Source organism: Reyranella sp. (assembly GCF_004296935.1).
Lineage (GTDB): Bacteria > Pseudomonadota > Alphaproteobacteria > Reyranellales > Reyranellaceae > Reyranella.
Genome location: NZ_SCVH01000137.1, coordinates 44840 through 68017 on the forward strand (window position 1 = coordinate 44840; position 23178 = coordinate 68017).

25 protein-coding genes are annotated in these 23178 nt (G+C 65.9%); 16 read left to right on the forward strand and 9 right to left on the reverse strand.

Going from position 1 to position 23178, the window contains the following annotated elements; genetic code table 11:
• Positions 1-58 precede the first annotated feature (58 nt).
• Positions 59-709: a glutathione S-transferase family protein gene (locus EPO55_RS19300; RefSeq protein ID WP_296338776.1), complete on the reverse strand. Its 651-nt coding sequence runs from the start codon at positions 707-709 to the stop codon at positions 59-61.
• A 250-nt stretch (positions 710-959) separates the two neighbouring features.
• On the opposite strand from EPO55_RS19300, the gene EPO55_RS19305 reads away from it, so the two are divergent.
• Positions 960-1313, forward strand: a complete 354-nt coding sequence (locus EPO55_RS19305; RefSeq protein WP_296338777.1) for a cupin domain-containing protein — start codon at positions 960-962, stop codon at positions 1311-1313.
• 11 nt (positions 1314-1324) lie between these two features.
• On the opposite strand, the gene EPO55_RS19310 is transcribed toward EPO55_RS19305, so the two are convergent.
• Positions 1325-2851, reverse strand: coding sequence for a long-chain fatty acid--CoA ligase (locus EPO55_RS19310; protein WP_296338779.1), 1527 nt, complete (start codon positions 2849-2851; stop codon positions 1325-1327).
• Between the two features lie 109 nt (positions 2852-2960).
• Here EPO55_RS19310 and EPO55_RS19315 point away from each other — a divergent pair, with 109 nt between their 5' ends.
• Genes EPO55_RS19315 through EPO55_RS19335 form a run of 5 tightly spaced genes read left to right on the forward strand, consistent with a single transcriptional unit; the run spans position 2961 to position 7964 of the window.
• Positions 2961-4187, forward strand: coding sequence for a cytochrome P450 (locus EPO55_RS19315; RefSeq protein ID WP_296338806.1), 1227 nt, complete (start codon positions 2961-2963; stop codon positions 4185-4187).
• A 2-nt stretch (positions 4188-4189) separates the two neighbouring features.
• Positions 4190-4897, forward strand: a complete 708-nt coding sequence (locus EPO55_RS19320) for a protein phosphatase 2C domain-containing protein (protein WP_296338780.1) — start codon at positions 4190-4192, stop codon at positions 4895-4897.
• Complete coding sequence (locus EPO55_RS19325) at positions 4894-5895, forward strand: asparaginase (protein WP_296338781.1); 1002 nt, start codon at positions 4894-4896, stop codon at positions 5893-5895. The genes EPO55_RS19320 and EPO55_RS19325 overlap by 4 nt, the downstream gene beginning before the upstream one ends.
• Before the next feature lie 7 nt (positions 5896-5902).
• Entirely contained in the window at positions 5903-7180 is a 1278-nt protein-coding gene (locus EPO55_RS19330) for an RsmD family RNA methyltransferase (RefSeq protein ID WP_296338782.1), read from the forward strand.
• A gap of 16 nt (positions 7181-7196) precedes the next feature.
• Positions 7197-7964, forward strand: a complete 768-nt coding sequence (locus EPO55_RS19335) for an SDR family oxidoreductase (protein ID WP_296338783.1) — start codon at positions 7197-7199, stop codon at positions 7962-7964.
• 3 nt (positions 7965-7967) lie between these two features.
• Here EPO55_RS19335 and xth read toward each other — a convergent pair whose 3' ends face one another.
• The 3 genes from xth to EPO55_RS19350 form a co-directional block, all read right to left on the reverse strand.
• Positions 7968-8756: an exodeoxyribonuclease III gene (gene xth / locus EPO55_RS19340; RefSeq protein WP_296338784.1), complete on the reverse strand. Its 789-nt coding sequence runs from the start codon at positions 8754-8756 to the stop codon at positions 7968-7970.
• A 10-nt stretch (positions 8757-8766) separates the two neighbouring features.
• Complete coding sequence (gene erpA / locus EPO55_RS19345; RefSeq protein WP_296338787.1) at positions 8767-9099, reverse strand: iron-sulfur cluster insertion protein ErpA; 333 nt, start codon at positions 9097-9099, stop codon at positions 8767-8769.
• A gap of 73 nt (positions 9100-9172) precedes the next feature.
• Positions 9173-10069 (reverse strand): DMT family transporter, encoded by an 897-nt coding sequence (locus tag EPO55_RS19350; RefSeq protein WP_296338788.1) that lies wholly within the window; start codon positions 10067-10069, stop codon positions 9173-9175.
• A 115-nt stretch (positions 10070-10184) separates the two neighbouring features.
• Here EPO55_RS19350 and EPO55_RS19355 point away from each other — a divergent pair, with 115 nt between their 5' ends.
• Genes EPO55_RS19355 through EPO55_RS19365 form a run of 3 tightly spaced genes read left to right on the forward strand, consistent with a single transcriptional unit; the run spans position 10185 to position 12617 of the window.
• Positions 10185-10538, forward strand: coding sequence for a hypothetical protein (locus EPO55_RS19355; protein ID WP_296338789.1), 354 nt, complete (start codon positions 10185-10187; stop codon positions 10536-10538).
• Positions 10519-11439, forward strand: coding sequence for a glutamate cyclase domain-containing protein (locus EPO55_RS19360; protein WP_296338790.1), 921 nt, complete (start codon positions 10519-10521; stop codon positions 11437-11439). The genes EPO55_RS19355 and EPO55_RS19360 overlap by 20 nt, the downstream gene beginning before the upstream one ends.
• A gap of 11 nt (positions 11440-11450) precedes the next feature.
• Complete coding sequence (locus EPO55_RS19365) at positions 11451-12617, forward strand: acyl-CoA dehydrogenase family protein (protein WP_296338791.1); 1167 nt, start codon at positions 11451-11453, stop codon at positions 12615-12617.
• Here the strand turns inward: EPO55_RS19365 and EPO55_RS19370 are convergent.
• The 4 genes from EPO55_RS19370 to EPO55_RS19385 are packed head-to-tail and all read right to left on the reverse strand — an operon-like array spanning position 12614 to position 15690.
• Positions 12614-13726 (reverse strand): aromatic ring-hydroxylating dioxygenase subunit alpha, encoded by a 1113-nt coding sequence (locus tag EPO55_RS19370; RefSeq protein WP_296338792.1) that lies wholly within the window; start codon positions 13724-13726, stop codon positions 12614-12616. The two genes, EPO55_RS19365 and EPO55_RS19370, sit on opposite strands and share 4 nt — an antisense overlap.
• An 11-nt stretch (positions 13727-13737) precedes the next feature.
• The gene (locus EPO55_RS19375; protein WP_296338794.1) at positions 13738-14364 is read right to left on the reverse strand and encodes an exopolysaccharide biosynthesis protein; all 627 of its coding nucleotides are present in this window, start codon (positions 14362-14364) and stop codon (positions 13738-13740) included.
• Positions 14361-15224: a CoA ester lyase gene (locus EPO55_RS19380; protein WP_296338796.1), complete on the reverse strand. Its 864-nt coding sequence runs from the start codon at positions 15222-15224 to the stop codon at positions 14361-14363. Before EPO55_RS19380 ends, EPO55_RS19375 begins: the two co-directional genes overlap by 4 nt.
• Before the next feature lie 10 nt (positions 15225-15234).
• Positions 15235-15690, reverse strand: coding sequence for a MaoC family dehydratase (locus EPO55_RS19385; protein ID WP_296338797.1), 456 nt, complete (start codon positions 15688-15690; stop codon positions 15235-15237).
• A gap of 119 nt (positions 15691-15809) precedes the next feature.
• Between EPO55_RS19385 and EPO55_RS19390 the strand changes: the two genes are divergently transcribed.
• The 7 genes from EPO55_RS19390 to EPO55_RS19420 all read left to right on the forward strand — a co-directional run.
• Complete coding sequence (locus EPO55_RS19390) at positions 15810-16787, forward strand: NADPH:quinone oxidoreductase family protein (RefSeq protein WP_363719419.1); 978 nt, start codon at positions 15810-15812, stop codon at positions 16785-16787.
• 10 nt (positions 16788-16797) lie between these two features.
• Positions 16798-17553 carry an SDR family NAD(P)-dependent oxidoreductase gene (locus tag EPO55_RS19395; protein ID WP_296338799.1) on the forward strand — a complete coding sequence of 252 codons (756 nt, stop codon included), beginning with the start codon at positions 16798-16800 and terminating at the stop codon, positions 17551-17553.
• Between the two features lie 9 nt (positions 17554-17562).
• A complete protein-coding gene (locus tag EPO55_RS19400) occupies positions 17563-18660 on the forward strand; it encodes a M14 family metallopeptidase (RefSeq protein WP_296338801.1) in 1098 nt (365 codons plus the stop codon).
• Positions 18661-18740: 80 nt separating this feature from the next.
• Entirely contained in the window at positions 18741-20672 is a 1932-nt protein-coding gene (locus EPO55_RS19405) for a hypothetical protein (RefSeq protein ID WP_296338802.1), read from the forward strand.
• Between the two features lie 22 nt (positions 20673-20694).
• On the forward strand, positions 20695-21279 hold the full coding sequence (locus EPO55_RS19410; RefSeq protein WP_296338803.1) for a carbon monoxide dehydrogenase subunit G: 585 nt from the start codon (positions 20695-20697) through the stop codon (positions 21277-21279).
• A gap of 135 nt (positions 21280-21414) precedes the next feature.
• Positions 21415-21900 carry a (2Fe-2S)-binding protein gene (locus EPO55_RS19415; protein WP_296338804.1) on the forward strand — a complete coding sequence of 162 codons (486 nt, stop codon included), beginning with the start codon at positions 21415-21417 and terminating at the stop codon, positions 21898-21900.
• Between the two features lie 4 nt (positions 21901-21904).
• Positions 21905-23178 (forward strand): xanthine dehydrogenase family protein molybdopterin-binding subunit (locus EPO55_RS19420; RefSeq protein ID WP_296338805.1); only part of this gene is annotated, 1274 nt, incomplete at its 3' end.

The window sequence follows — 23178 nt, forward strand, 5'->3', positions numbered from 1 at the left end:
CGCCACTGGAGTGGCGCGCTCCCAGCAATGAGCCGAGTCTATTCTTGCGGTCGACGCTCTAGGCCGGCTCCTTGTTGCGCGCGTCCATCATCTTCTTGAAGGCGGGTCGCGCCTGGCAGGCGGCGAGCCAGGCTTTCACGCGCGGGGCCGCCTCGAACAGCGCGGGCTCGGCCTGCGCATAACGCATGATCTCGGCCACGTTGATGTCGGCTACCGTGAAGCGGCCGCCGACCAGGAAGCCGGTCTTGGCGAGCGCGGCGTCGAGCACGGCGAAGGGCGCCTTCAGCGCCTCGACGGCGGCGTCGGCCATCTCCCTGGAGACCGCCGGATTGCCGGAGCGGTGGTAGAGGATGTTGAGCGCATGGGTTTCGACCTCGGTCGCCGCCCACAGCGCCCACATGCCCATCTCGCCATCCTCGGCGACGTTGGCCGGGGCGAGGGGGCCGCCGTGCTTCTTCGCCAGGTAGAGATTGATGGCCAGCGACTCGTGCAGCACCAGCCCGTCGTCGTCGATCGAGGGGATGTGGCCGTTGGGGTTCACCTTCATGAACTCGGGCGAGCGGGTGTTGAGCGGCGCGCCGGCGGCCTTGGCGTCGGGCAGGCGATAGTGCTGGATCACCGGCACCTGCTTGAAGGGGAGGCCGAGTTCGTGGGCCAGCCAGATGTTGCGCGAGGCGCGGGAGCGGTAGACGCCATAAATCGTCAGCATATTGACTTTCCTATTATATCCTACTAGTATCCTGTTCGAAACGTGCAGATCGTTCATAGGGCTTTGCGTGCCGGCGGGACAACGCATTTGAGCGAGCCGATGGGGAAAAGCGGACGACTTTAAACAGGTCATTCCGTGTCCCACGGCGCGATCGGGACCAGCCGGGAGAAAAAGCGTAGCATCAAGGCGTTAGCGGCCGAAGCATGCCAGGCTTATCGACGGCAACCCGTGTCCCACGAAGGAGATGGAAATGAAGGCGGAAAGGAAGCTCGAAGCCGTCAAGGACGCCAGCCATCTCTACGAGGTCGAGCGTCGGGCGCGCCATGCCGAACGCCCCGGCTTCCGGATCAGCGAACTGCAGCTGTCGCCGACGCAGACGGTACCGTGGCACTTCCACACCAACATCAGCGACACCTTCTATGTGCTGGAAGGCAAGATGCGGCTGTTCCTGCAGAACCCCAAGCAGGATGTGCGGCTGGGCGTCGGCGAAAGCTTCGTGGCCGTCGCGGGTCGGCCGCATCTGGTGACGAACGCCGGGGAAGGGTCGCTCACCTTTCTGATCCTGCAGGGCGTCGGCGAGTACGACTATGTGCCGTTGGTCTAGGAGCGGCTGCTCTAAGGGGTGAATTGAGCACGCAGCTCGCGCTTCAGCACCTTGCCGGTGGCGTTGCGCGGCAGGACGTCGACGAAGGCCACGGACTGCGGCACCTTGAACTTGGCGAGTCGGGCGAGGCAGTGGCGGATGATGTCGCCTTCGTCGAGCGCCTGGTCGGGCTTGCGCACGACGATGGCCATGCCGACCTCGCCCCAGCGTTCGTTGGGCACGCCGATGATGGCGGCATCGGCCACCTGCGGCAGCTGGAACAGGACGTTCTCGACCTCGGCGGGGTAAACATTCTCGCCGCCCGAGATGTACATGTCCTTCCAGCGGTCGACGATATAGACGAAGCCTTCCTCGTCCAGGCGCGCGGCGTCGCCGGTGTGCAGCCAGTCGCCGGTGAAGGAACTCTTGGTGGCGTCGGGCTTGTTCCAGTAGCCCGGCGTGATGTTGGAACCTTTGATGAGCAGCTCGCCGATGCCGCCGGGCGCGACGTCGTTGCCCTCGTCGTCGACGATGCGGATGGCGGTGTGCATCAGCGCCTTGCCGGCCGAGCCCAGCTTGCGGATGGCGTCGGCGGCATCGAGCATGGTGCCAGCGGGACTCGTCTCGGTCATGCCCCAGCCCTGGACCAGCGGCACGCCGCGCCCGGTCCAGGTTTCGAGGATCGAAAGCGCGCAGGGCGCGCCGCCGACGCCGGCGATCCTGAGGCGCGAGAGATCGGCGCCCTGGAACTTCGGATGCTGCATCATGAATTGATACGGCGCCGGCACGGCGAAGAAATGGGTGATGCCGAGACTTGGGTCGGACAGATAGTCGAGTGCCAGGCCGGGATCGAAGGTGCGCATGATCAGGATCGTGCCGCCGGCATGCAGCACCGGGTTGGCGTAGCAGTTGAGGCCGCCGGTGTGGAACAGCGGCAGCACGACGAGCTGCACGGTCTCGGGCGTGATGAGGGCGGGGATGCCGAGGTTGACGCAGTTCCAGAACACCATGCCGTGGGTGATGATCGCGCCCTTCGGATGGCCCGTGGTGCCGGACGTGTACATCACCATGGCCGCGTCGTCGTGGCTCAGGGCCACCGGCGCGGAGGCGGCGGGTGCGGCGGCAAGTGCGCGTTCGTAGGCGCTGTCGGGGGCGCCGTCGGGCCTGTCATGATCGATCTCGAGCAGGTGCTTCGACAGCTCGCGCGCCTGCTGGGCGAACGCCTTGTCGTGGATCAGGAGCGTGGGCGTCGAATCGCCCAGGATGTATTCGAGCTCGGGCACCGTGAGGCGCCAGTTGAGCGGCAGCATGATGGCACCCAGCCGCCCGCAGGCGAACTGGACCTCGAAGTACTCGGCGCAGTTGGGGGCGAGGAGGGCGACGCGGTCGCCGCGGGCGATGCCCAGCGCGGCCAGCGCCGCCGCGAGGCGATCCGTCCGCGCATCGAGTTCGGCATAAGTGAACTTCCGTGCCGTCTGCAGGTCGTGGATGGCGAGCGTGGCCGGCCGGCGGCCGGCGTGGTGGGCGATCCAGTCGTAGGCGGCAGGCACGCCAAGCATGGTAACGGTCTTTCTGCATGGTGCGGGCGGATGGAAAGTGGGGTGATGCTAGGGCCGCGTTCGGTCGCGCGGCAAGGGAGTTCATGCTACAGAAAGGGGCATGAATGACATGACCCCGCCCGTGCAGGATCGCGCGCCGCCTGCCTTCAATCCGCTCGATCCGGCCTTCATCGCCGACCCCTATCCTTTCTACCGCGCGCTCCGCGAGACCGCGCCGGTCTTCAAGACGCCGCAGGGCTTCTGGCTGATGACGCGCTACGAAGACATGGCCTTCGCCTTGCGCGACCGCCGCTTCGGCAAGGACTTCGCGGGCAACAACATACGCCGCTACGGGACCGACCGGATGGAAGAGCCGGCGATCGCCAGCCTCGCCAACACCATGCTGGTACAGGATCCGCCCGACCACACGCGGCTGCGCGGCCTGGTGACCAAGGCCTTCACCGCCCGCCGCGTCGCCGACATGCGCCCGCGCATCCGGGCCCTGGTCGACGAACAACTCGATCGTGTCGCGGGCAAGGGCGAGATGGACGTGATGCGCGACCTCGCGCATCGCCTGCCGGTGATCGTGATCTGCGACATGCTGGGCATCCCCGAGGAACACCGCGCGCCATTCCTGGCCGGCAGCAACGTCAACGGCCGCATCCTCGAGCCGGTGCCGATGACCCGCGCCGAACTCGACCAGGCCAACATGAACACCAGGATGGCGGGGGCCTATTTCAACCAGCTCTGCGAGCTGCGCCGCCGCGAGCCCAGGGACGACCTCACGACCGAACTGGTGAAGGCCGAGGAGGCGGGCGACAAGCTGACGGCCGCCGAGCTCGAAGCCAACATCGGCCTGCTGTTCGGCGCCGGCCACGAGACCACGACCAACCTGATCGGCAACGGGTTGCTGGCGCTGCATCGCCATCCCGAGCAGTGGGAACGGCTGAAGGCCGATCCGTCGCTGATCGCCAACGCCATCGACGAGCTCCTGCGCTTCGATTCCTCGGTGCAGCTCACCGGCCGCGTCACCAACGCCGAGGTCGAGGTCGGCGGCGTGACGCTGCAACCGAGCGAGAGCATCGTGATGCTGCTGGGCGCGGCCAACCGCGATCCGGCACAGTACGCGGACCCCGACAAGCTCGATGTCGGCCGCCAGAACATCCGGCCGCTGTCGTTCGGCGGCGGCATCCACCATTGCCTGGGTGCCCAGCTCGCGCGCCTTGAGGCCGAGCTGGTCTTCACCGCTCTGGTCGAACGCCTGCCCAATCTGAAACTTCCGGAGAAGGACGCACCGGCATGGCGGCGAAGCTTCACGCTGCGCGGCCTCAGCAAGCTGCCGGCGGTGTGGCATTAGACATGGCGGTTCGGTGGCGGGGAGAGGGCAGCCAGCACCAGGGCGGTCGGCCCTACCAGGAAGACAGCTGGAAGCTGGTGAGCCTGGCCGACGGCTCGCTGCTGGCGATCGTGGCCGACGGCATGGGTGGCCACGCGGGCGGCGCCGTGGCGAGCAAGCTTGCCGTCGATGCCTTCGTTCATGCGATTGAGCAGGGCGGCGGCCTGGCCGACGGTCTGCAGGACGCCAACGAGGCGGTGCGGGTCGGCGCCGAGGGCAAGCCCGATCTCAACGGCATGGGCGCCACGGTCGTGGCGGCGCTCGTGCGCGGCGACGAGGTCCGCTGGATCAGCGTCGGCGACTCGCCGTTCTATCTCGTGACCGCGGGCAAGCTCGAGCAGCTGAACGCCGACCATTCGATGGCGCCGCAGATCGATGCGCTGGTGGCGCGCGGCATGCTGACGGCGGAGGAAGCCGAGCACCATCCCGGCCGCCACACGCTGCGCGAGGCCGTCATGGGCGAACCGCTCAGCCTGATCGACAAGGGCAACCGCCGGCTCGGTCCCGGCGACAAGCTGCTGTTGTGCAGCGACGGGGTGCAGTCCCTCACGAACGAACAGATCGCGGCGGCAGCTTCGCGACCCGCGGGCGGCCTGGTCGAGGCGGTTCTGGCCGCCGCCAAGGAACATCAGGACAACGTCACGGTCGTCAAGCTGGAGCGCGGCGCGTGAGCAGGGGCGCCGTCGTCATCGAGGTCACACGCGGTCCCGTGGTCGAAAGCCGGCACGAGGGCATTGCCGCGGTCGTGAAAGCCGACGGCACGGTGGTGGCCTCGTGGGGCGACATCGACGCGCCGATCCTGCCGCGCTCGGCCAACAAGCCGATCCAGGCCATGGCCTTCGTCGAAAGCGGTGCGGTCGAACGCTTCGGGCTCGGCAACGAACATATCGCGCTCTCCTGCGCCTCGCACAGCGGCGAGCCGCGACATGTCGAGACCGTGCGCGCGTGGCTGAAGAAGGTGGGCTTGGGCGAGGACGACCTCGAATGCGGCACCCATGCGCCGCGCCTGCCGCAGACTGTCGAGGCCTTGATACGCGCGAATGCGGTGCCGACGGCTGCCTACAACAACTGCTCGGGCAAGCACAGCGGCTTCCTGACCACGGCCGTTCAGTATGGCGAACCGACGAAGGGCTACATCAAGTACGACCATCCCGTGCAGCGCCGCCTGCGCGACGTCATGAGCGACCTCTGCGGCATCGACGCCCATGCCTTCCCGCACGGCACCGACGGTTGCGGCATTCCCACGCTCGCCACACCGCTGAAAAGCCTGGCGCGGGCAATGGCCAGCATGGCCGACCCCTCGCGGCTCTCGAACAAGCATGCCGAAGCGGCAACCCGCATCCGGGCGGCGATGAATGCCGAGCCCTTCATGGTCGCGGGCAGCGGCCGGTTCTGCACCCGCATCAACGGCGCGCTGCCGGGCGTGGCGCAGGTCAAGACCGGCGCGGAAGGCGTGTTCTGCGCCATGCTGCCGACGCTCGGGTTGGGTGTGGCGATCAAGATGTGGGATGGCGCCGGCCGCGCGGCCGAGGTCGCGATGGCGACGCTGCTGGATCATCTCGGCGTTCTGCCTGCCGACCAGCGTGAAGAAATCGTGCATCCCCCGATCAGGAACGTCGTCGGCCTGCTGGTCGGCGAGATGAGGCCAGCGAAGAGCTGGCTCGGCTGAGCGCGGCGTGACCGTCACGCTCAATATCCTCGAGATCGGTGCTCGCGGCGACGGGGTCGCACAAGAGGAGGGGCAGCGTTACTTCGTGCCCTTCACCCTGCCGGGCGAAATCGTCGAGGCCGAGCCGCGCGACAAGCGGGGAGAAGGCATCGTCGCCGATCTCGCAGAAATACTCGCCCCGTCGCGCCACCGCGAGCCGGCGCCCTGCAAGCACTTCGGCACCTGCGGCGGCTGCGCCCTGCAGCATTGGCGGCGGGACATCTATGCCGGCTGGAAGAACGAACTGATCGTGCGGGCGCTGGAGCAGCGTGGTGTCGTGGCACCTCCCTTCGAGCCGGCGCTTGGCGGATTGCCGAACGAACGCCGCCGGGCGGACTTCGTCGTGCGCCGGCAAGGGCGGCGGTCGGTTGCGGGCTTCCATGAACGCGCCAGCCAGCAAATCGTCGACCTCGCCGAATGCTTCGTCGTCACCCCAAGGCTCGTCGCGCTGTTGCCGCTCTTGCGCACGGTACTGGCCGGTATCCTGCCCGAGGGCGCCTCGGCCGATGCGATCGTGAACGACACCGATGCCGGCCTCGACGTGCTGGTGCGGCCACACAAGCGCTTCGCCCTGTCGCTGGACGCCAACCAGAGGCTCGTTGCCTTCGCCGGGACCGCCGACCTGGCGCGTCTCAGCTGGGGCGATCGTGCGACGGCGGAGCCGCTGGTCACACGCCGCCAACCGCGCCTCACCTTCGGTGACGTCGTGCTGGAGCCGCCGCCGGGCGCCTTCCTGCAGGCGACACGGCGGGCCGAGCAGGCGATGCGCGAGGCCGTGGCGTCATGGCTCGGCGAGGCGAAGCGCGTGGCCGACCTGTTCGCAGGCATGGGCACGCTCACGGTCGGACGGCCGTGGCGCGCGACGCTCTATGAAAGCGACAAGCCGTCGATGGCGGCGGTCGAGGCCGCCGGCCGCCGGCTGGGCAGCGGGAAACTGACGGCGGTCCATCGCGACCTGTTCCGCAATCCGCTGATGGCGGCGGAACTGGATGCCTTCGATGCCGTGGTGCTCGACCCGCCGCGCGCCGGCGCCGTGGCGCAGTCGGCCGAACTCGCGCGCTCCAAGGTGCCACGGGTCGTCTACGGCGCCTGCGATCCCGGCAGCTTCGCCCGCGACGCGCGGACCCTGCAGGACGGCGGATACCGGCTGGAGAAATTGCTGCCGATCGATCAGTTCCTGTGGTCGCCGCATGTCGAGTTGATTGCGCTGTTTGTCCGTGCGCCGCTAAGGTCCGCCAAGAAATGAATCCGGGAGATCTCAGATGATGTTCGACCTCACAGGCAAGGTCGCGGTCGTAACCGGCGGCAGCCGCGGCATCGGCCGCTCGATCTGCGAGCAGATGGCCGCGCACGGCGCCAAGGTCGTCGTCTCGAGCCGCAAGCTGCCGGCCTGCGAGGAGGTCGTGAAGGGCATCAAGGCCAAAGGCGGCGAGGCGACGGCCGTCGCCGCCAGCATCTCCGAGAAGGCCCAACTGGAGAACCTGGTCGCCGAGGCGCGCAAGGCCTACGGCAAGATCGACATCATGGTCTGCAATGCGGCCTCGAACCCCTACTTCGGTCCACTCACCGGTCTGGAGGAGGACGTGTTCCAGAAGATCATGATGAACAACGTCATGTCTAACCTGTGGCTCATGAACATGGTCGGGCCGGAGATGGCGGAGCGCAAGGACGGCGCCTTCATCATCGTGTCGTCGATCGGCGCGCTCGTGGGCTCCGCCCATATCGCCGCCTACAACATGTCGAAGGCGGCCGATCTCTCGTTGGTGAAGTCGCTGGCCATGGAGTGGGGCAAGCACAACATCCGCGTCAACGCCATCGCGCCTGGTCTCATCCAGACCGACTTCGCCAAAGCGCTGTGGGACAATCCCGAGATCCGCAAGGCCAACGAGAGCAAGGCGGCGCTGAAGCGCATCGGCCAGCCCGATGACATCGGCGGCGTCGCGGTGTTCCTCGCGTCGAAGGCCGGCGCCTTCGTCTGCGGCCAGTGCATCATCGCCGATGGCGGCGTGATCGGCGCGGGAGCTGAGTAGCGATCAGGCTGCGACGTCGAGCTCGCACCACACCGGGACATGGTCTGACGGCTCGGTCTTGCCGCGTTCGGCCTTGTCGATGCCGACGGCGGTGAGGCGGTCGGCGGCTTGCGGCGAGAGCAGCAGGTGGTCGATGCGGAGCCCGTTGTCCTTCTGCCAGGCGCCGGCCTGGTAGTCCCAGAAGGTGTAGCACTCGCCGTCGGCATGGAAGGCGCGCACGGCGTCGGTCAGGCCGAGATTGAGAAGTTTCCGAAGGGCAGCGCGCGACTCGGGTTGGCAGAGCGCGTCATCGGCGAAGGCCTTGGGATCGTAGACGTCGACCTCGGTCGGGCAGACGTTGTAGTCACCGCCCAGTACGAACATCTCCTCCCTGGCCAGCAGTTCGCGGGCATGGCCAAGCAGGCGTTCCATCCAGGCGAGCTTGTAGGCGAATTTCTCGGTGCCGATGGGATTGCCGTTGGGCAGGTAGATGCCACCCACTGTCAGGGGACCGCATGGTGTCGCCACGCGCGCCTCGACGTAACGCGCCGGCTCGTCGTCGGCATGGCCGGGCAAGGCGCGCGCCGTGACATCGAACGGATGCAGCGAGAGGAGGGCGACGCCGTTAAAGCCCTTCTGGCCCACGATCGCCACCTTGTAGCCGGCAGCCTCGACCTCGAGCCTGGGAAACTGTGGCTCCTGCGCTTTGATTTCCTGCAGCACGACGATGTCCGGCTTGGTGCGCTCCAGCCACGAAATGAGGTTTCCGGTCCGCTTGCGGACGGAATTGACGTTCCAGGTCGCGATCTTCATCGCGGCCGGATCACACGCTGAAGGAGTTGCCGCAGCCGCAGGACGAGGTGGCGTTCGGGTTGTTCACCTGGAACGAGGCACCGACCATTTCCTCGACATAGTCGAGCTGGCTGCCCTTGAGCAGCTCCAGCGAGGTGCTGTCGACCAGCACGGCGGCACCGTCGCGCTCGATCACGAGGTCGTCGTCGCTGCGGGCGTCCTCGAAGGAGAAGTTGTACTGGAAGCCCGAACAGCCGCCGCCCAGCACGGCCACGCGCATCATCACGGGCTTGGCTTCCTTGGAGGCCAGAAAGGCGATCCGCTTGGCGGCGCTCTGGGTCACGGAGAAGGTGGTGTCGGTCATGCCTACAAGATGTGGTTGGAAGGCCGGTTCGTCAATGCGTCTAATATCCTCAAATGAGGTGCGGGAAAGCCCCTCAAGAAGCGGGTATCGGGGCTCTTTCGCGGGCTCGAACGCGCTCCCGATGCAGAATATAGAGGCCTGAGCCGATGACCAGCGGCAGGCCGTACCAGACCGTCCACGAGGGTTCTTCGTGGAACCAGAGGTAGCCGAACAGGACGGCGAGTACGATCGAGGTGTAGTCGAAAGGCGCCAGCACGGCCGCCGGGGCGAGCCGCCAGGCCCGGGTGATGAGGATCTGTGCCACGCCGCCCAGCAGGCCAAGTACGGTCAGCCAGACCCAGTCCATCGGGGTTGGCCACTTCCACTCGGGAATGGCACCGACCAACGACACGCCGCTGGCCGTCAGGGCGAACCAGAAGAGGGTGACGATGTCGTGGTCGTGACGGCTCAGCAACCGGACCAGGATGGTCGAGAGCGCGTAGCAGAAGGTGGCGGCCAACAGGATCAGGGAGATGGGGTGGATCTCCATGCCCCATGGATCGAGCATGATCAGCACGCCCGCGAAGCCGACAGCGACCGCGCTCCAGCGTCGCCAACCCACGGGCTCGCGCAGCAACGGCACCGAGAGCGCCACCATGAAGAGCGGGGCGGCGAAGGAGATCGCATAGGCATCGACCAGCGGCATGCGCGGGAAGACGTAGAAGAAGCCCAGCAGGCTGCCAAAGCCGATGACGACGCGAGCCGCCTGCAGCCACGGCCGGTTGGCGCGCACGATCTTGAGGCCGCCGGCGCGCCAGATCAGGACCGCAACTGGAATCAGGGCGATGGCGCTGCGGAACAGCATGAGCTGAAACGACCCATAGGTGTCGCCAAGCGCCTTCACCATGGCGTCCATGGTGCAGAACAGCACCAGTGAGCTCAGCTTGAGATAGATGCCGTGCAGGGCGGCGTGTTTGTTGAGGGCGGACAAGGTGCGGCATTTGGCTTAGTCCAGCTCGTTCCGTAAAGTGACATTCGCAGGAGGGACCACCGTCAGATGCGCATGAACTGGTTGTTTGGCCGCAATAATGCGCTGCGCGCCCCCGGTGGCCATCGCTCTGCTCGTGCTGGCGAACGTGCTCTTCCCGCCGGCCGCCGACCCCGCGTGCCGTCCCGCCTGCGGATGGTCGCTGCGCTTCACTTATTCATATCTGGGCGACCGGGTGATGTCGCAGTTGTCTCCCTTTCTGGCATTGGTGGAGCGCCAGACGGCCCTGCTGAGGCACTATCGAGCCGGAGCCTTTATCGAGGCGCTGAAGATGATCGATGACTGCCAAGTGGCTGCGGAGGCCGCCGGCTGGCAGCAGGGGTATTACGCAATGATGCGCGCGCGGATCGACGGTTTGATCCACGATGCGCCGCAGGACTGGACGGGAGCGTATGTCGCTGAAGAGAAGTGAGGCCGAGCGGCGGATCGCCGCCATCGAAGCCCTGGTCTGTCGCGATGTCGGGCGCAAGACGGGGGAACTGATCGCGGCAAGCAGGGGCGATATGTCGGCGGCGGCGCAATCCCTTGCCGGGGCATCGACGGTTGGCCTCATCACCGGCTTCTTCGTGCCACGAGGAGACGTCGCCGCGCCCGAGACCGACGGTCCGGTTGGGACGGCACTCCTCGCCGCCGGGATCGCGGCGTGTGGCGTGCCGGCACGGATCGCCGTGGATACGCCTTGCGCCGACGCCGTGCGTGTTGCCGTCGATGCGGCAGGCGGCGGCGTCACCGTCGATGAAGTGGGAGTAGGCGACAGTGCAGGCCTCGATCGCTTGTTGGGCACATGGCGCAATGCCGGCGTCAGCCACGCAATCGCGATCGAACGCTGCGGCCGCAGTGTCGACGGCCGGCCACGCAACATGCGCGGCGTCGACGTTTCGCCCTGGACGGCGCCACTCGACGACCTGTTCCACGGCGGCCCCTGGGCGAAGCTCGCGGTCGGCGATGGCGGCAACGAGATCGGCATGGGCAAGCTGCCGGCCGGCCTGATCGCGCGGACGGTGCCGAACGGCGCCGAGATCGCCTGCGTGACCTCCTGCGATCATCTCGTCGTCGCCGGCGTGTCGAACTGGGGCGCCTATGGATTGATGGCTGCACTTGCCGTGCTGCGCGTCGATTGGCGGCCGACGCTCGCCAGGTTCCTGACAGCGGAACGCGACCTTGCCGTCACGCGAGCGATCGTCGACAAGGCGGGCGCCGTCGATGGCGTCACCGCACGATGCGAGGCCACGGTCGATGGCTTTGGTCCCGACATCCATGGTGCATTGATCGACGAACTGGGTCGCATTGCGTGGGGGCAGATGGCGGACTAGTTTGCGCCGCCATGGAAAATCCCTACGCCCCGACCCATCCCGAGATCCGCGACGCCGTTCGTCAGCTCTGCCTCAAGTTCGACGGCGCCTACTGGCGTGATCTCGATCGTGAGCGTGGCTATCCGACTGCCTTTGTGAAGGCTCTTACCGAAGCGGGCTGGCTCGCGATCCTTATTCCCGAGGAATATGGCGGGTCGGGTCTGGGCATCTCGGCGGCAAGCGCGGTGCTCGAGGAGATCCACCGTGCCGGCTGCAACGCCGCGGCGTGCCATGCCCAGATGTACATCATGGGTACGGTGCTCCGACATGGCAGCAAGGAGCAGAAGGAACGCTACCTGCCCAAGATCGCCACCGGTGAACTGCGGCTGCAGGCATTCGGCGTCACCGAGCCGACGAGCGGTACCGATACTCTCAGCCTTCGCACCACGGCGGTGAAGAAGAACAACAGCACCTACGTCGTGAACGGCCAGAAGGTGTGGACCAGCCGCGCCGAGCATTCCGACCTGATGCTGCTCCTGGCGCGCACCACATCGCGCGAGCAGTCTGCCAAGCGCACGGAAGGGCTCTCGGTATTCCTCGTCGACATGCGCGCTACGTTGGGTAACGGGCTCACCATCCGGCCGATCCGCACGATGATGAACCACAACAGCACCGAAGTGTTCTTCGACAACATGGAAGTGCCGGCCGAGAATCTGATCGGCGAGGAAGGGCAGGGCTTCCGCTACATCCTGAGCGGCATGAACGCCGAGCGCGTGCTGATTGCGTCGGAGTGCATCGGCGACGGACGCTGGTTCATCGAAAGGGCGGTGAACTATGCCAAGGAGCGCAAGCTCTTCGGTCGGCCGATCGGGCAGAACCAGGGTGTGCAGTATCCCATCGCGCGTGCCTACACGCAGATCGAGGCGGCCGACCTGATGGTGCGCAAGGCGGCGACCATGTACGAGGCCGGCATCAACGCCGGCGCCGAGGCCAATATGGCCAAGATGCTTGCCTCGGAGGCGTCGTGGGCGGCGGCCGAGATGTGCGTGCAGACACACGGCGGCTTCGGCTTCGCCGAGGAGTACGACATCGAGCGCAAGTTCCGCGAGGCGCGGCTCTACACGGTGGCGCCGATCTCGACCAACATGATCCTGAACTTCGTTTCGGAGCACGTGCTCGGCCTGCCGCGCTCCTACTAGGCGGCGCCTACGGCGTTCACGATCATCTTCTGGAAGTGAATGACCAGATGCTCGCTGCTGGTCAGGAACCTGCCGCGATCCGGAAGGCCACCCAGCAGGCCACGCTGCACTGAGTCCGTCAGGTCGTCGTCTTCCTTGGCGACCTGCTTGTTGAATGCGATCAGCGACCGGGCGAACGCCTCGCTGACGCCGGGGCCGAAATACTGCTCCGAGAATCCCCTGGTCGCATTCGGTCCATCGGGCGTCCACACGTCGACCGACAGGTTGGGGAATCCCGGGTTGATGTTGATCGTCAGGTTAGGCCACAGGAAGTGGTACTGCGACTGGGCAACGGCGCCGGCGACGTCGTAGATCTCGATCTTGCTTTTGCCCTTCAGGGCCTCCGGACGCACCGGGCCGGTCTGACTCGAGAACCAGCCGTGTGCGGCCAGCTTGTAGGTCTGCGGCCGCACGTCGATGGCGGCGTTGAAGCCCGGATGGGCGACAGCGCAATGATAGCATTCGAGATAGTTCTCGAGCATCGTCTTCCAGTTCGCCTGTGAGCGCCACTCTTCGCGGCTGTAGGGCTGGAGCGTATCGAGCACGATGCCGCTGGCATTGATGATGTCGAGGATCGACCCGTAGAGTTCCAGTGCCGGTGGCGCATCGCGATCGAGATGGACGAACGCGAAGGGTCCCAGCGCTTCCACGCGGATCGGCAGCAGCGGAAAATCCTCGAGGCGGAGATCGGGTTCGGCCTGCGAGCGCGGAACGCGCGTGAGGCCACCGGCGAGGTCGTAGGTCCAGGCGTGATAGCCGCATTGCATCATCTTGGCGTTGCCACGCCCCTTCATGACCTCATGCCGGCGGTGACGGCAGACATTCACGAAGGCAGCCAATCCCTGCTCGTTGCGTACGACCACGACCGGCACGCCGCCGGCGTAGCCGGTGATGTAGTCACCCAGTTCTGCCAGCTGCGACAGGGGGCCGATGTAGTTCCAGCTCTTGCGGAATACATGCGCGATCTCCCGTTCGGTGATCGACGGATCGGTGTACCAGCGTGACGGGAGTGACTCGCCGCGAGCGAGTGCGGTGAGCAGGCTGCGGGAAGGGTCGAGGTCTTGAGTCATGAGCTACGCCGTCAATTCAGGATAATGGCTCGAAGGGTCGAGATTGCGGCCATGATCGCGGCGTGGCCGACCATGAGCAGGAAAACCGTCCAGATCGCGGTCACGATCGTGAGCAGCCAGCCGAGCATGGCCATGATGCCGTCGTCCTCGATGAGGGCGAGACAGAAGAACAGGATGGCGTACGACGGGAACAGGTTGTCGAAGGGAATCGGCAGCGCCAGCACCAGGATGTTGAGCGACCAGGCCCCGAGGAGCAACCGCCGCGGCGTGTCGGTCACCCACCACTCGTGACGCACATGCACGGTGTCTTCGAGCCATCGAATATAGCGGCGGGCGCGGCCGAGGAAGGTCTGCAGCTTGGCGCGCGGCAGGCCGCGTCGGCCGATGATGGCCGGCAATGACGGCACGGGCCGGCCGGCGAAGAACTGGGCCAGCAGGAACAACATCGGCACGCCGGTTATCGTCGACAGCCAGGGAATGCCGGTTGGAATGATGTTTGGGACGTTGAGCGCCATGATGGCGAAGGCATAGGAGCGGCCCTGCAGCCCGGTCAGGAAGTCGTCGAGCGTCAGGACGGAGTCGCGGGCGCCGCCGAACATCCGATCCAGCGCATCATAGAGTCCGAAATTGTCCTTCATCCCCCCGACCGTGCCAGCAGGCGCTGGGCCAGCACGAGATGCGGCCGGTCGAGCATCTTGCCGTCGAGCGTGAGAACGCCTGAGCTGGGGTTGTTCTCGAAGGTCGCGACGACGCGCTTGGCCCAGTCGATCTCCTGGGCGCTCGGCGTGAAGACCTCGTGGATGATCGCGACCTGGTCGGGGTGGATGGCGATCTTGCCGCCATAACCCATGCGCCGGGCGTCGCGCGCCTCGGCCCTGAGGCCGTCGACGTTCTTGATGTCGGGGTAGACCGTGTCGTAGGCAGTGACGCCGGCGGCGACCGAGGCCATCAGGTTGATGGTGCGGGCAAGCTTGAAGGTATCGTCGTAGACGCCGGGCGCCGGGCCCTTGGCGAGCGCGCCGAGGTCGGCCATCAGATCCTCGCCGCCCCAGGAGTGGCCCATCAGGCGGGCATGCTTGGCGGGCGCGGCGGTGAGGGCCAGCACTGCGGCGGCGCTTTCAGTGGCGATGGTCAGGATCCGGGTCGCCCCCGGTGCGATGCCTTCGCGCGCCTCGAGCGCATCGAGGTAGTTGGCCAGCAGGTCGAGATTGGCCTGGCCGACGCATTTCGGAAACACGATGCCGTCGGGCTTGCCCTGCATGACAACGGCGAGATCGCCCAGCGTGAGGCCGGTGTCGAGCGCATTGACGCGGACATAGAGCTTGGGGCCGGCGCGATTGGCGCTCCGCAGATAGGCCAAAGCCATGTCGCGCGCGATCGGCTTGCGGTTGGCGGCGACCGAGTCCTCGAGGTCGAGGATCAGCCCATCCGGCCCCGACAGGGGGCCCTTGGCGAGCTTGCGCTCCGAATCGGCGGGAACGAACAGGAATGAGCGCATGACGGGGTCCTCAGGCTTTCGGCTTCTTGTGCATGAGCGCCTGGCGCGTGCATTCGGCCACGATCTCGCCACGCTGGTTGATCGCGGTATGGGCGAACTCGACGATACCGGCATTGGGGCGCGACTTGCTCTCGCGCAGGCTCAGCACCTTGGTGCGCACATGAAGCGTGTCGCCGTGGAACACCGGCTTGGGGAAGCGCACGTCGGTCATGCCGAGGTTGGCGACGGTCGTCCCGAGTGTCGTGTCGTTGACGGTGATGCCGATCATCAGGCCGAGGGTGAACAGGCTGTTCACGATGCGCTGACCGAACTCGGTCTTGGAGGCGAATTCCTCGTCGATGTGCAGGGGCTGCACGTTCATGGTCAGCGAGCTGTACAGCACATTGTCCATTTCCGTGACGGTGCGCGTCCAGGGGTGCTCGAACACCCGGCCCACGGCGAACTCCTCGAAATACAGCCCTGCCATCTTCCTCCCCTGAATTCCTCCACCCGAAAGCCCGGCTTTCTAGCATGGATGGACGCTGGCCGGCTCGCCATCGTATCAATGCCGCCACATGACGAAACACCGATGACGGGAGCAGGATGATGCGCGCGATGCTGAGCGAAACACCGGGCGGGCCGGAAAGCCTGAAGCTGGTGGAACTTCCGTCCAAGCCGCTGGGCAAGGGCCAGGTCCGCGTCGCGGTGCGGGCGGCGGGCGTCAACTTTCCCGATACGCTGATCATCCAGGATAAGTACCAGTTCAAGCCGCCGCGTCCGTTCGCGCCGGGCCACGAGATTGCCGGCGACATCACCGAAGTCGGCGAGGGTGCCGGCAGCTACAAGATCGGCGACCGGGTGATCGGCATGATCGGTCACGGCGGCTACGCCACCGAGGCCGTCGTCGATCTGGGCAGCCTGCTGCCGATGCCGAAGAACATGAGCTACGACGACGGCGCCGCCTTCACCATGACCTACGGCACCTCGTACTACGCGCTGAAGCAGCGCAGCAGTTACAAACCGGGCGAGACATTGCTGGTCACCGGTGCTTCGGGCGGTGTCGGTCTGACTGCCGTCGAGCTGGGCGCCCTGATGGGGTTGAAAGTGATCGCCGCCGTCGGCTCCGACGAGAAGATGGAGATCTGCAAGAAGTACGGCGCCACGATGTTCGTGAACTACACCAAGGACAAGATGCGCGACAAGGTCAAGGAACTGACCGGCGGCAACGGCGCGGACATCATCTATGACGCCGTCGGCGGCGATGCCTTCGACGAATCGGTGCGCTGCATCGCCTGGTACGGGCGGTTGCTGGTGGTGGGCTTTGCGGCGGGCCGCATTCCCTCGCTGCCGGCCAACCTCGCGCTGCTGAAGAGCTGCGACGTGCGCGGCGTGTTCTATGGCGCCTGGCGCGGGCGCGAGCCTGCGGAAGCGCGGAAGAATTTCGACGAGCTGCTGGCCTGGTATGCCGAGGGCAAGCTGAAGCCGCACATCTCGATGCGCTTCCCGCTGGAGAAGAGCGCCGAGGCGATGGATGCGCTGCTGTCGCGCAAGGCGACGGGCAAGGTCGTGCTGACGATCTCCTGAGGAGGATGCGATGGGTCGCCTGACCGGCAGGATCGCGATCGTGACAGGTGCCGCGTCCGGCATCGGGGCGGCGTCGGCCAAGCTGTTCGCTGACGAGGGTGCGAGCGTCCTGGCGGTCGATCTGCCGGGGACGGCGATCGACTCGATTCACGCAGGCAACCCGGCCATCGCGACCTTCGCGGCCGACATCACCGGGGATGAGGCGCCCAGGAACATCGTTGCGGCCACCCTCGCAAAATTCGGCGCGATCGACATCCTGTTCAACAATGCCGGCGTGAGCGGCCGCGCCTTCGTCGAGGAAATGACCGACGAGCATTGGGACAGGGTCAACGGCGTCAATCTGCGGGCGATGTTCCGGATCTGCCGCGAAGCCATTCCGGCGCTGAAGATTCGAGCCAAGGAGAAGGGGCGCGCGCGCATCGTCAACACCGCCTCGGTGATGGCCTTCGACACAGATTTCGGCCTGGCGGCCTATGCTGCCTCGAAGGCCGGCGTCGGCGGGCTGACGCGCACGCTGGCGCTCGAACTCGGCAAGTTCGGCATCACCGCCAACTATGTCTGTCCCGGCGCGATCTACAGCGGCATGACTCGGGCCAATTTCGACAATCCCGAGATCCGCGCGGTGTGGGAGAAGAAGGCGGCGCTCCGCCGCCTGGGCCAGCCGATCGACATCGCCCGTGGTGCGCTCCTGCTGGCGTCAGACGAGGCCGATTTCATCACCGGTCACGAGTTGGTGGTCGATGGCGGCCTCACCCTTCGCACCTGAGGTACGGCCATGAGCAACATCCACTCCTTTGCCGCCGACTACAGCGAGGCCCGCGACAAGTTCCTGGCAGCGGCCCGACTGTCCGGCGCCCGGACCGTTCGCTACGACAATCCGACCAAAGGGCCGCGCGGCGAGTCGTTGTCGACCGATGTCGCCAGGCTCGGCCCTGACGATGCCTCGAAGGTCGTTGTGACGATTTCCAGCACGCATGGCGTGGAGGGCTACTGCGGCTCCGGGTTCCAGGTCGACTGGTTGGCGACGGTGGGTGCCGCCGGTCTGCCGGCGGACACTGCGGCAGTCTTCATCCATGCCATCAATCCCTACGGCTTTGCCTGGACGCGGCGGGTGACGGAGGAGGGCAACGACCTCAACCGCAACTACGTCGATCACGGCAAGCCCTATCCGGTGAACGAGGGCTATCTCGAGATCGCCGATTTCCTCATTCCGCCAGACCTGAGCGAGGCGGCGACCAAGGCTGCCGAGGCCAAGCTCGCGGCCTATCGCAAGAAGGTGGGCGACATTGCCTATTTCCGCGCGGTGTCCGGCGGGCAGTACAGTCATCCCGACGGCATGTTCTTCGGCGGTGGCGGCCCCTCGTGGTCCAATCGCACCCTGCACGCCATCACCGACAAATACCTGAAGGGCCGCGCCGACGTTGCGGTCATCGACTTCCACACCGGGCTCGGCCCCTACGGTTACGGCGAGCCGATCACGCATTACGACATCGACACGCCGGCGTCGCGCCGGGTGCGGGCCTTCTGGGGCGAGTCGGTGACCGAATCGAAACGTGGCCAGACGGCCTCGCAGGCGCGCGATGGCCTCGGCCACTATGGCCTCAACCGCCTCCTCCTGGAGCCCGAGACCCGGCTCACCATGTGCACCCTGGAATACGGTACCTTCGACCGCGAAAGCGGGCAGAAGGCCTTCCGGGCCGACCACTGGCTGCACAAGTACGGCGATCCGCTGGGCAAGGAGGCGGGCCCCGTGCGGGCGGCCATGCGCCGGCAGTTCTATCCCGACACGGACGACTGGAAGGAGGCGGTCCTGTTCCGCGGGCACCAGATCACGCGGCAGGCGATCGCCGGCATGCAGCGCCCATCTAACTAAGAAGAGCCAATTGAGGGGTTTGGGGACAATCTCCCCCGAAAAGCCATTCGCGCCGCAACCGATCCTGCTAAAACCCCTGCATGCGTGCTCTGATAGCGATGGTCGCGTTTGCGGGCGTGACCGCGCTCAATCTTCTGTGGTGGTGGTGGCCCAACAGGCCGGTGGAGATCACCGGCTGGACGGCGGAGCCGCTTCAGAGCGTTTCTTTCGCCCCATACCGGCCGGGCCAAAGCCCGCTCACTCGCACGTTTCCGACGCCGGACCAGATCGAGGAGGATCTGAAGCGCCTGCAGGGCAAGGTGCGGGCGGTCCGGACCTATTCGGCGGGCGAGAACCTCGAAACCGTGCCGCAGCGCGCCGGCAAGTACGGCCTGAAGGTCTGGCACGGCGCCTGGCTGAACAACAACGAGAAGGAAAACCTCGAGCAGATCAATCTGCTGATCGACCATGCCAACAAGTACAAGGACACGGTCGAGCGGGTGATCGTCGGCAACGAGGTCCTGTTGCGCAAGGACCTGACGGCAAACGAGCTGCGGCGCTACATCCGGCAGGTGAAGCAGCGGGTATCGCAGCCGGTCACCTATGCCGACGTCTGGGAATTCTGGATGCGCAACCCGCAGCTGGCGGACGAGGTCGACTTCATCACCATTCATATCCTGCCGTATTGGGAGGACGAGCCGATCGGCGTCGACCGCCGCGAGCCGGATGGCAGGCTGAGCATCGAAAAACACCTGGTCGACATCTACAAGAAGGTGCAGGCGCGCTTCCCGGGCAAGAAGATCGTGATCGGCGAGACCGGCTGGCCGAGCGATGGGCGCATGCGCTCGGACGCGCGGCCCGGGCGGATCGAGCAGGTCCAGTATTTCTCGATCTTCCGCTCCGCCGCTGAGCGCGAAAAATTCGATTACAACGTCATCGAGGCCTTCGACCAGTACTGGAAGGCGCGCCAGGAAGGAACGGTCGGGGCAGCGTGGGGACTGCTCGATGCGCAGCGGCACGACAAGTTCGAACTTGGCAAGCCAGTGGTGGCCGAACCGCATTGGCGGATCCTGTTTGCCTTGACGACGATGGCGTCCGGCCTGGTCCTGCTCGGCTTCGTCAGCCAACGTCGCCCGACGGGATGGAAGGCGATCATCATCTTCGCGTTCTTCAGCCAGGTGGTTGCGACCTGCTACGTGCAGGCGACCTGGATCGACGTGTCGCGCAGCTTCTACTTCGAGCGCATGGTCGGCGTGGTGTTCTGGGCAGTGTTGCTCGCCCTGTTCAGCTATGCGCTGCTGCGGGGCATCGCCGACAGCCTGACCGGCAAGATGGCCGATCCGTCGCTCTACGGCGCCCGGGTGCTCGAGGCATGGCGGGCGTGGCGGGAGCTGCCGCGTTACCGCATCGTGCAGCGCGCCGACCTGATGGCCCAGGTACTTTATCTGGCGCTGACGGTGCTGTGCATCTTCTATCTCGTGGTCATCAGCATCGACTGGTACGACGGCGTCATCCGGATCGGCGACTGGTTCCGCCAGATCGCCATCGACGGACGCTATCGCGATTTCCCGATCTGGAGCTTCGTCATTCCGAGCATCGTGCTGATGACCTGGAAGACGATCACCATCCTGCGCTCGGAGCCGGCATCGCGTTCCCACCGGATCTCCAAGGCCCTCTCGTTCGGCCGCCTGCTGGGCTATGACGGCAGCCGCGGCTTCGTGCGCATGGATCGGTCGTTCAGCCGCGTCCGGCCGGTTCTGCCGGAAATCGTTCTGGCGAGCCTACTGATCGTCTGGGCCGTGGTCATGCTGGTGACCGAGGGGGCGATCAAACTGCATGACGGCGGCGCCGGCGGGTTCGTGGCGGTCGATGGCGGCCGCTGGGTGATCCGGACAATGTTCTGGAATACCCAGGCCAACTGGTTCGCCGTCGTTGCCGGGCTGATGGCGGTGCCCTATCTGGCGACGATCTACGTATCGATACTCGAACCACTGGCAGAACCGCCGCCGGACTCCTATACCAGCAAGTGGTAGGCGTTCAGCCGGGAGTTACGACATGGAAATCAAGGGCGAATACAGGATCGCCGCGCCGCGCGAGAAGGTTTTCGCGGCGCTCAACGATGTAGCCGTTCTGCAGGCGTGCATTCCGGGTTGCGAATCGCTCGAAAAATCGTCCGATACCGAGATGAAGGCCAAGGTGCGCATGCGCATCGGCCCCGTCAGCGCCAGCTTCACCGGCAAGGTCACGCTTTCCGACCTCGATCCGCCCAACGGCTACAAGATTTCCGGCGAGGGGCAGGGCGGGGCGGCGGGTTTCGCCAAGGGCGGCGCCGTGGTCACCCTCAGCGAGGACGGCGCGGATACCCTCCTGAACTACAATGTCGACGCCCAGGTCGGCGGCAAGATCGCCCAGGTTGGCGCACGCCTGATCGACGGCACCGCCCGGAAGCTGGCCGACGAGTTCTTCAGCAAGTTTGTCGCCATGGTAGGCGCCCCGCCGGCCGGCGAGGCGATCGCGGCTGTTGCTGCACCGGCCGCCGCTCCGGCGGCTTCCGCTGCAGCGCAGCGAGGCTACAAGCATTGGGTTGTCATCGGTATCGGGGCCGTGGTGCTGGTCCTGGTGTTCCTTGCGAGTCGTTAGCGTCGAGCCGCGTTTCAGCTGTCATCCGCAATTCGCTTGACCGCCGCCAGAGCGGCTTGCGAGAGTTGATTTAACGCCCAGCGGGTGCGCACGAGCGCGGTCGCACCGCCCCAAATAATGTAAGGGAGAAGAGTAATGACCATTTCCGTCGCCATGACCGTCAACGGCAAGGCCGTCTCGGGCAAGGTCGAGGCGCGCACGCTGCTGGTGCAATTCCTGCGCGAGCATCTGGGCATGACCGGCACCCACGTCGGCTGCGATACCAGCCAGTGCGGCGCCTGTGTCGTCCACGTCGACGGCAAGTCGGTGAAGTCGTGCACGATCCTGGCGGTCCAGGCCGAGGGATCGAAGGTGACCACGATCGAAGGCCTGGCAGCGAGCCCCGACAAGCTGCACCCGATGCAGGAGGCCTTCCGCGAGAACCACGCCCTGCAGTGCGGCTTCTGCACGCCGGGCATGGTGATGAGCGCCATCGACATGGTGAAGCGCCACAACTACCAACTCGACGAAGCTACCGTGCGCCGCGAGCTCGAGGGCAACCTCTGCCGCTGCACCGGCTACCACAACATCGTGAAGGCAATTTTGGCCGCCGCCCCGGCCATGAAGTCAGCAGGAGTGTAGCCCCATGACCGCCGCCACCGGAATCGGCGCGCGGGTTCTGCGGACGGAAGACAAGCGCTTCCTGACCGGAACCGGCCGCTATGTCGACGATCTGCCCCTCGCACGGGCGACCTACGCGTATTTCCTGCGTTCGACGCATGCCCATGCCAAGATCAAGAGCATCGACATTTCGGCGGCGAGCAAAATGCCGGGTGTGGTCAACATCTTCACCGGCAAGGACCTGGTCGACGCCAAGGTCGGCGGCCTGATCTGCGGCTGGGTGGTCAAGGACAAGCACGGCGAGCCGCACAAGTCGCCGGCCCATCCGGTGATGGCAGTCGACACCGTCCGCTATGTCGGCGACACCGTCGCCATGGTGGTGGCCAACACCTACGACGAGGCCAAGGATGCCGCCGAGTCGATCAAGGTCGACTACGACGTGAAGCCGGCGAACATCGATCTCGCCAAGGCCCTCGACAAGGGGGTGCCCGAAGTTCACCCCGAGGCGCCGGGTAACCTGGTCTACGACTGGGAAATCGGCGTGAAGGCCGATGTCGATGCCGCGTTCGCCAAGGCGGCCCATGTCACCAAGCTCGACCTCATCAACAACCGACTGATTCCCAACGCCATGGAGCCGCGCGCGGCGGCAGCGGACTACGACAAGGGCACGGGCAACTACACGCTCTGGTCGACGTCGCAGAACCCGCACGTGCTGCGCCTGATCCTGTCGGCGTTCGTGCTGGGCATCCCGGAACACAAGCTTCGCGTCATCGCACCGGACGTCGGTGGCGGTTTCGGCAGCAAGATCTTCTGCTACGCCGACGAGACGATGGTCTGCTGGGCGGCGTCGCGCGTCGGCCGGCCGATCAAGTGGACGGCCGAGCGCAGTGAATCGTTCCAGACCGACTGCCACGGCCGCGACCACGTCACCCACGCCGAGCTGGCGTTGGACAAGGACGGCAAGTTCCTGGCGCTGAAGGTCGAAACGATCGCCAACATGGGCGCTTATCTGTCGACCTTTTCGACGGCGGTGCCGACCTATCTCTACGCCACGCTGCTGGCCGGCCAGTACACGACGCCGCTCATTTACGCAAACGTGAAGGCGGCGCTCACGCACACTGCCCCGGTCGACGCCTATCGCGGCGCCGGACGGCCGGAGGCGACCTTCGTCATCGAGAGCATCGTCAGCAAGGCGGCGGCCGAGATGAAGATCGACGCGGCGGAACTCCGCCGAAAGAACTTCATCCCGTCGACGGCCTTCCCGTACCAGACGCCGGTGGCGCTGCAGTACGATTCGGG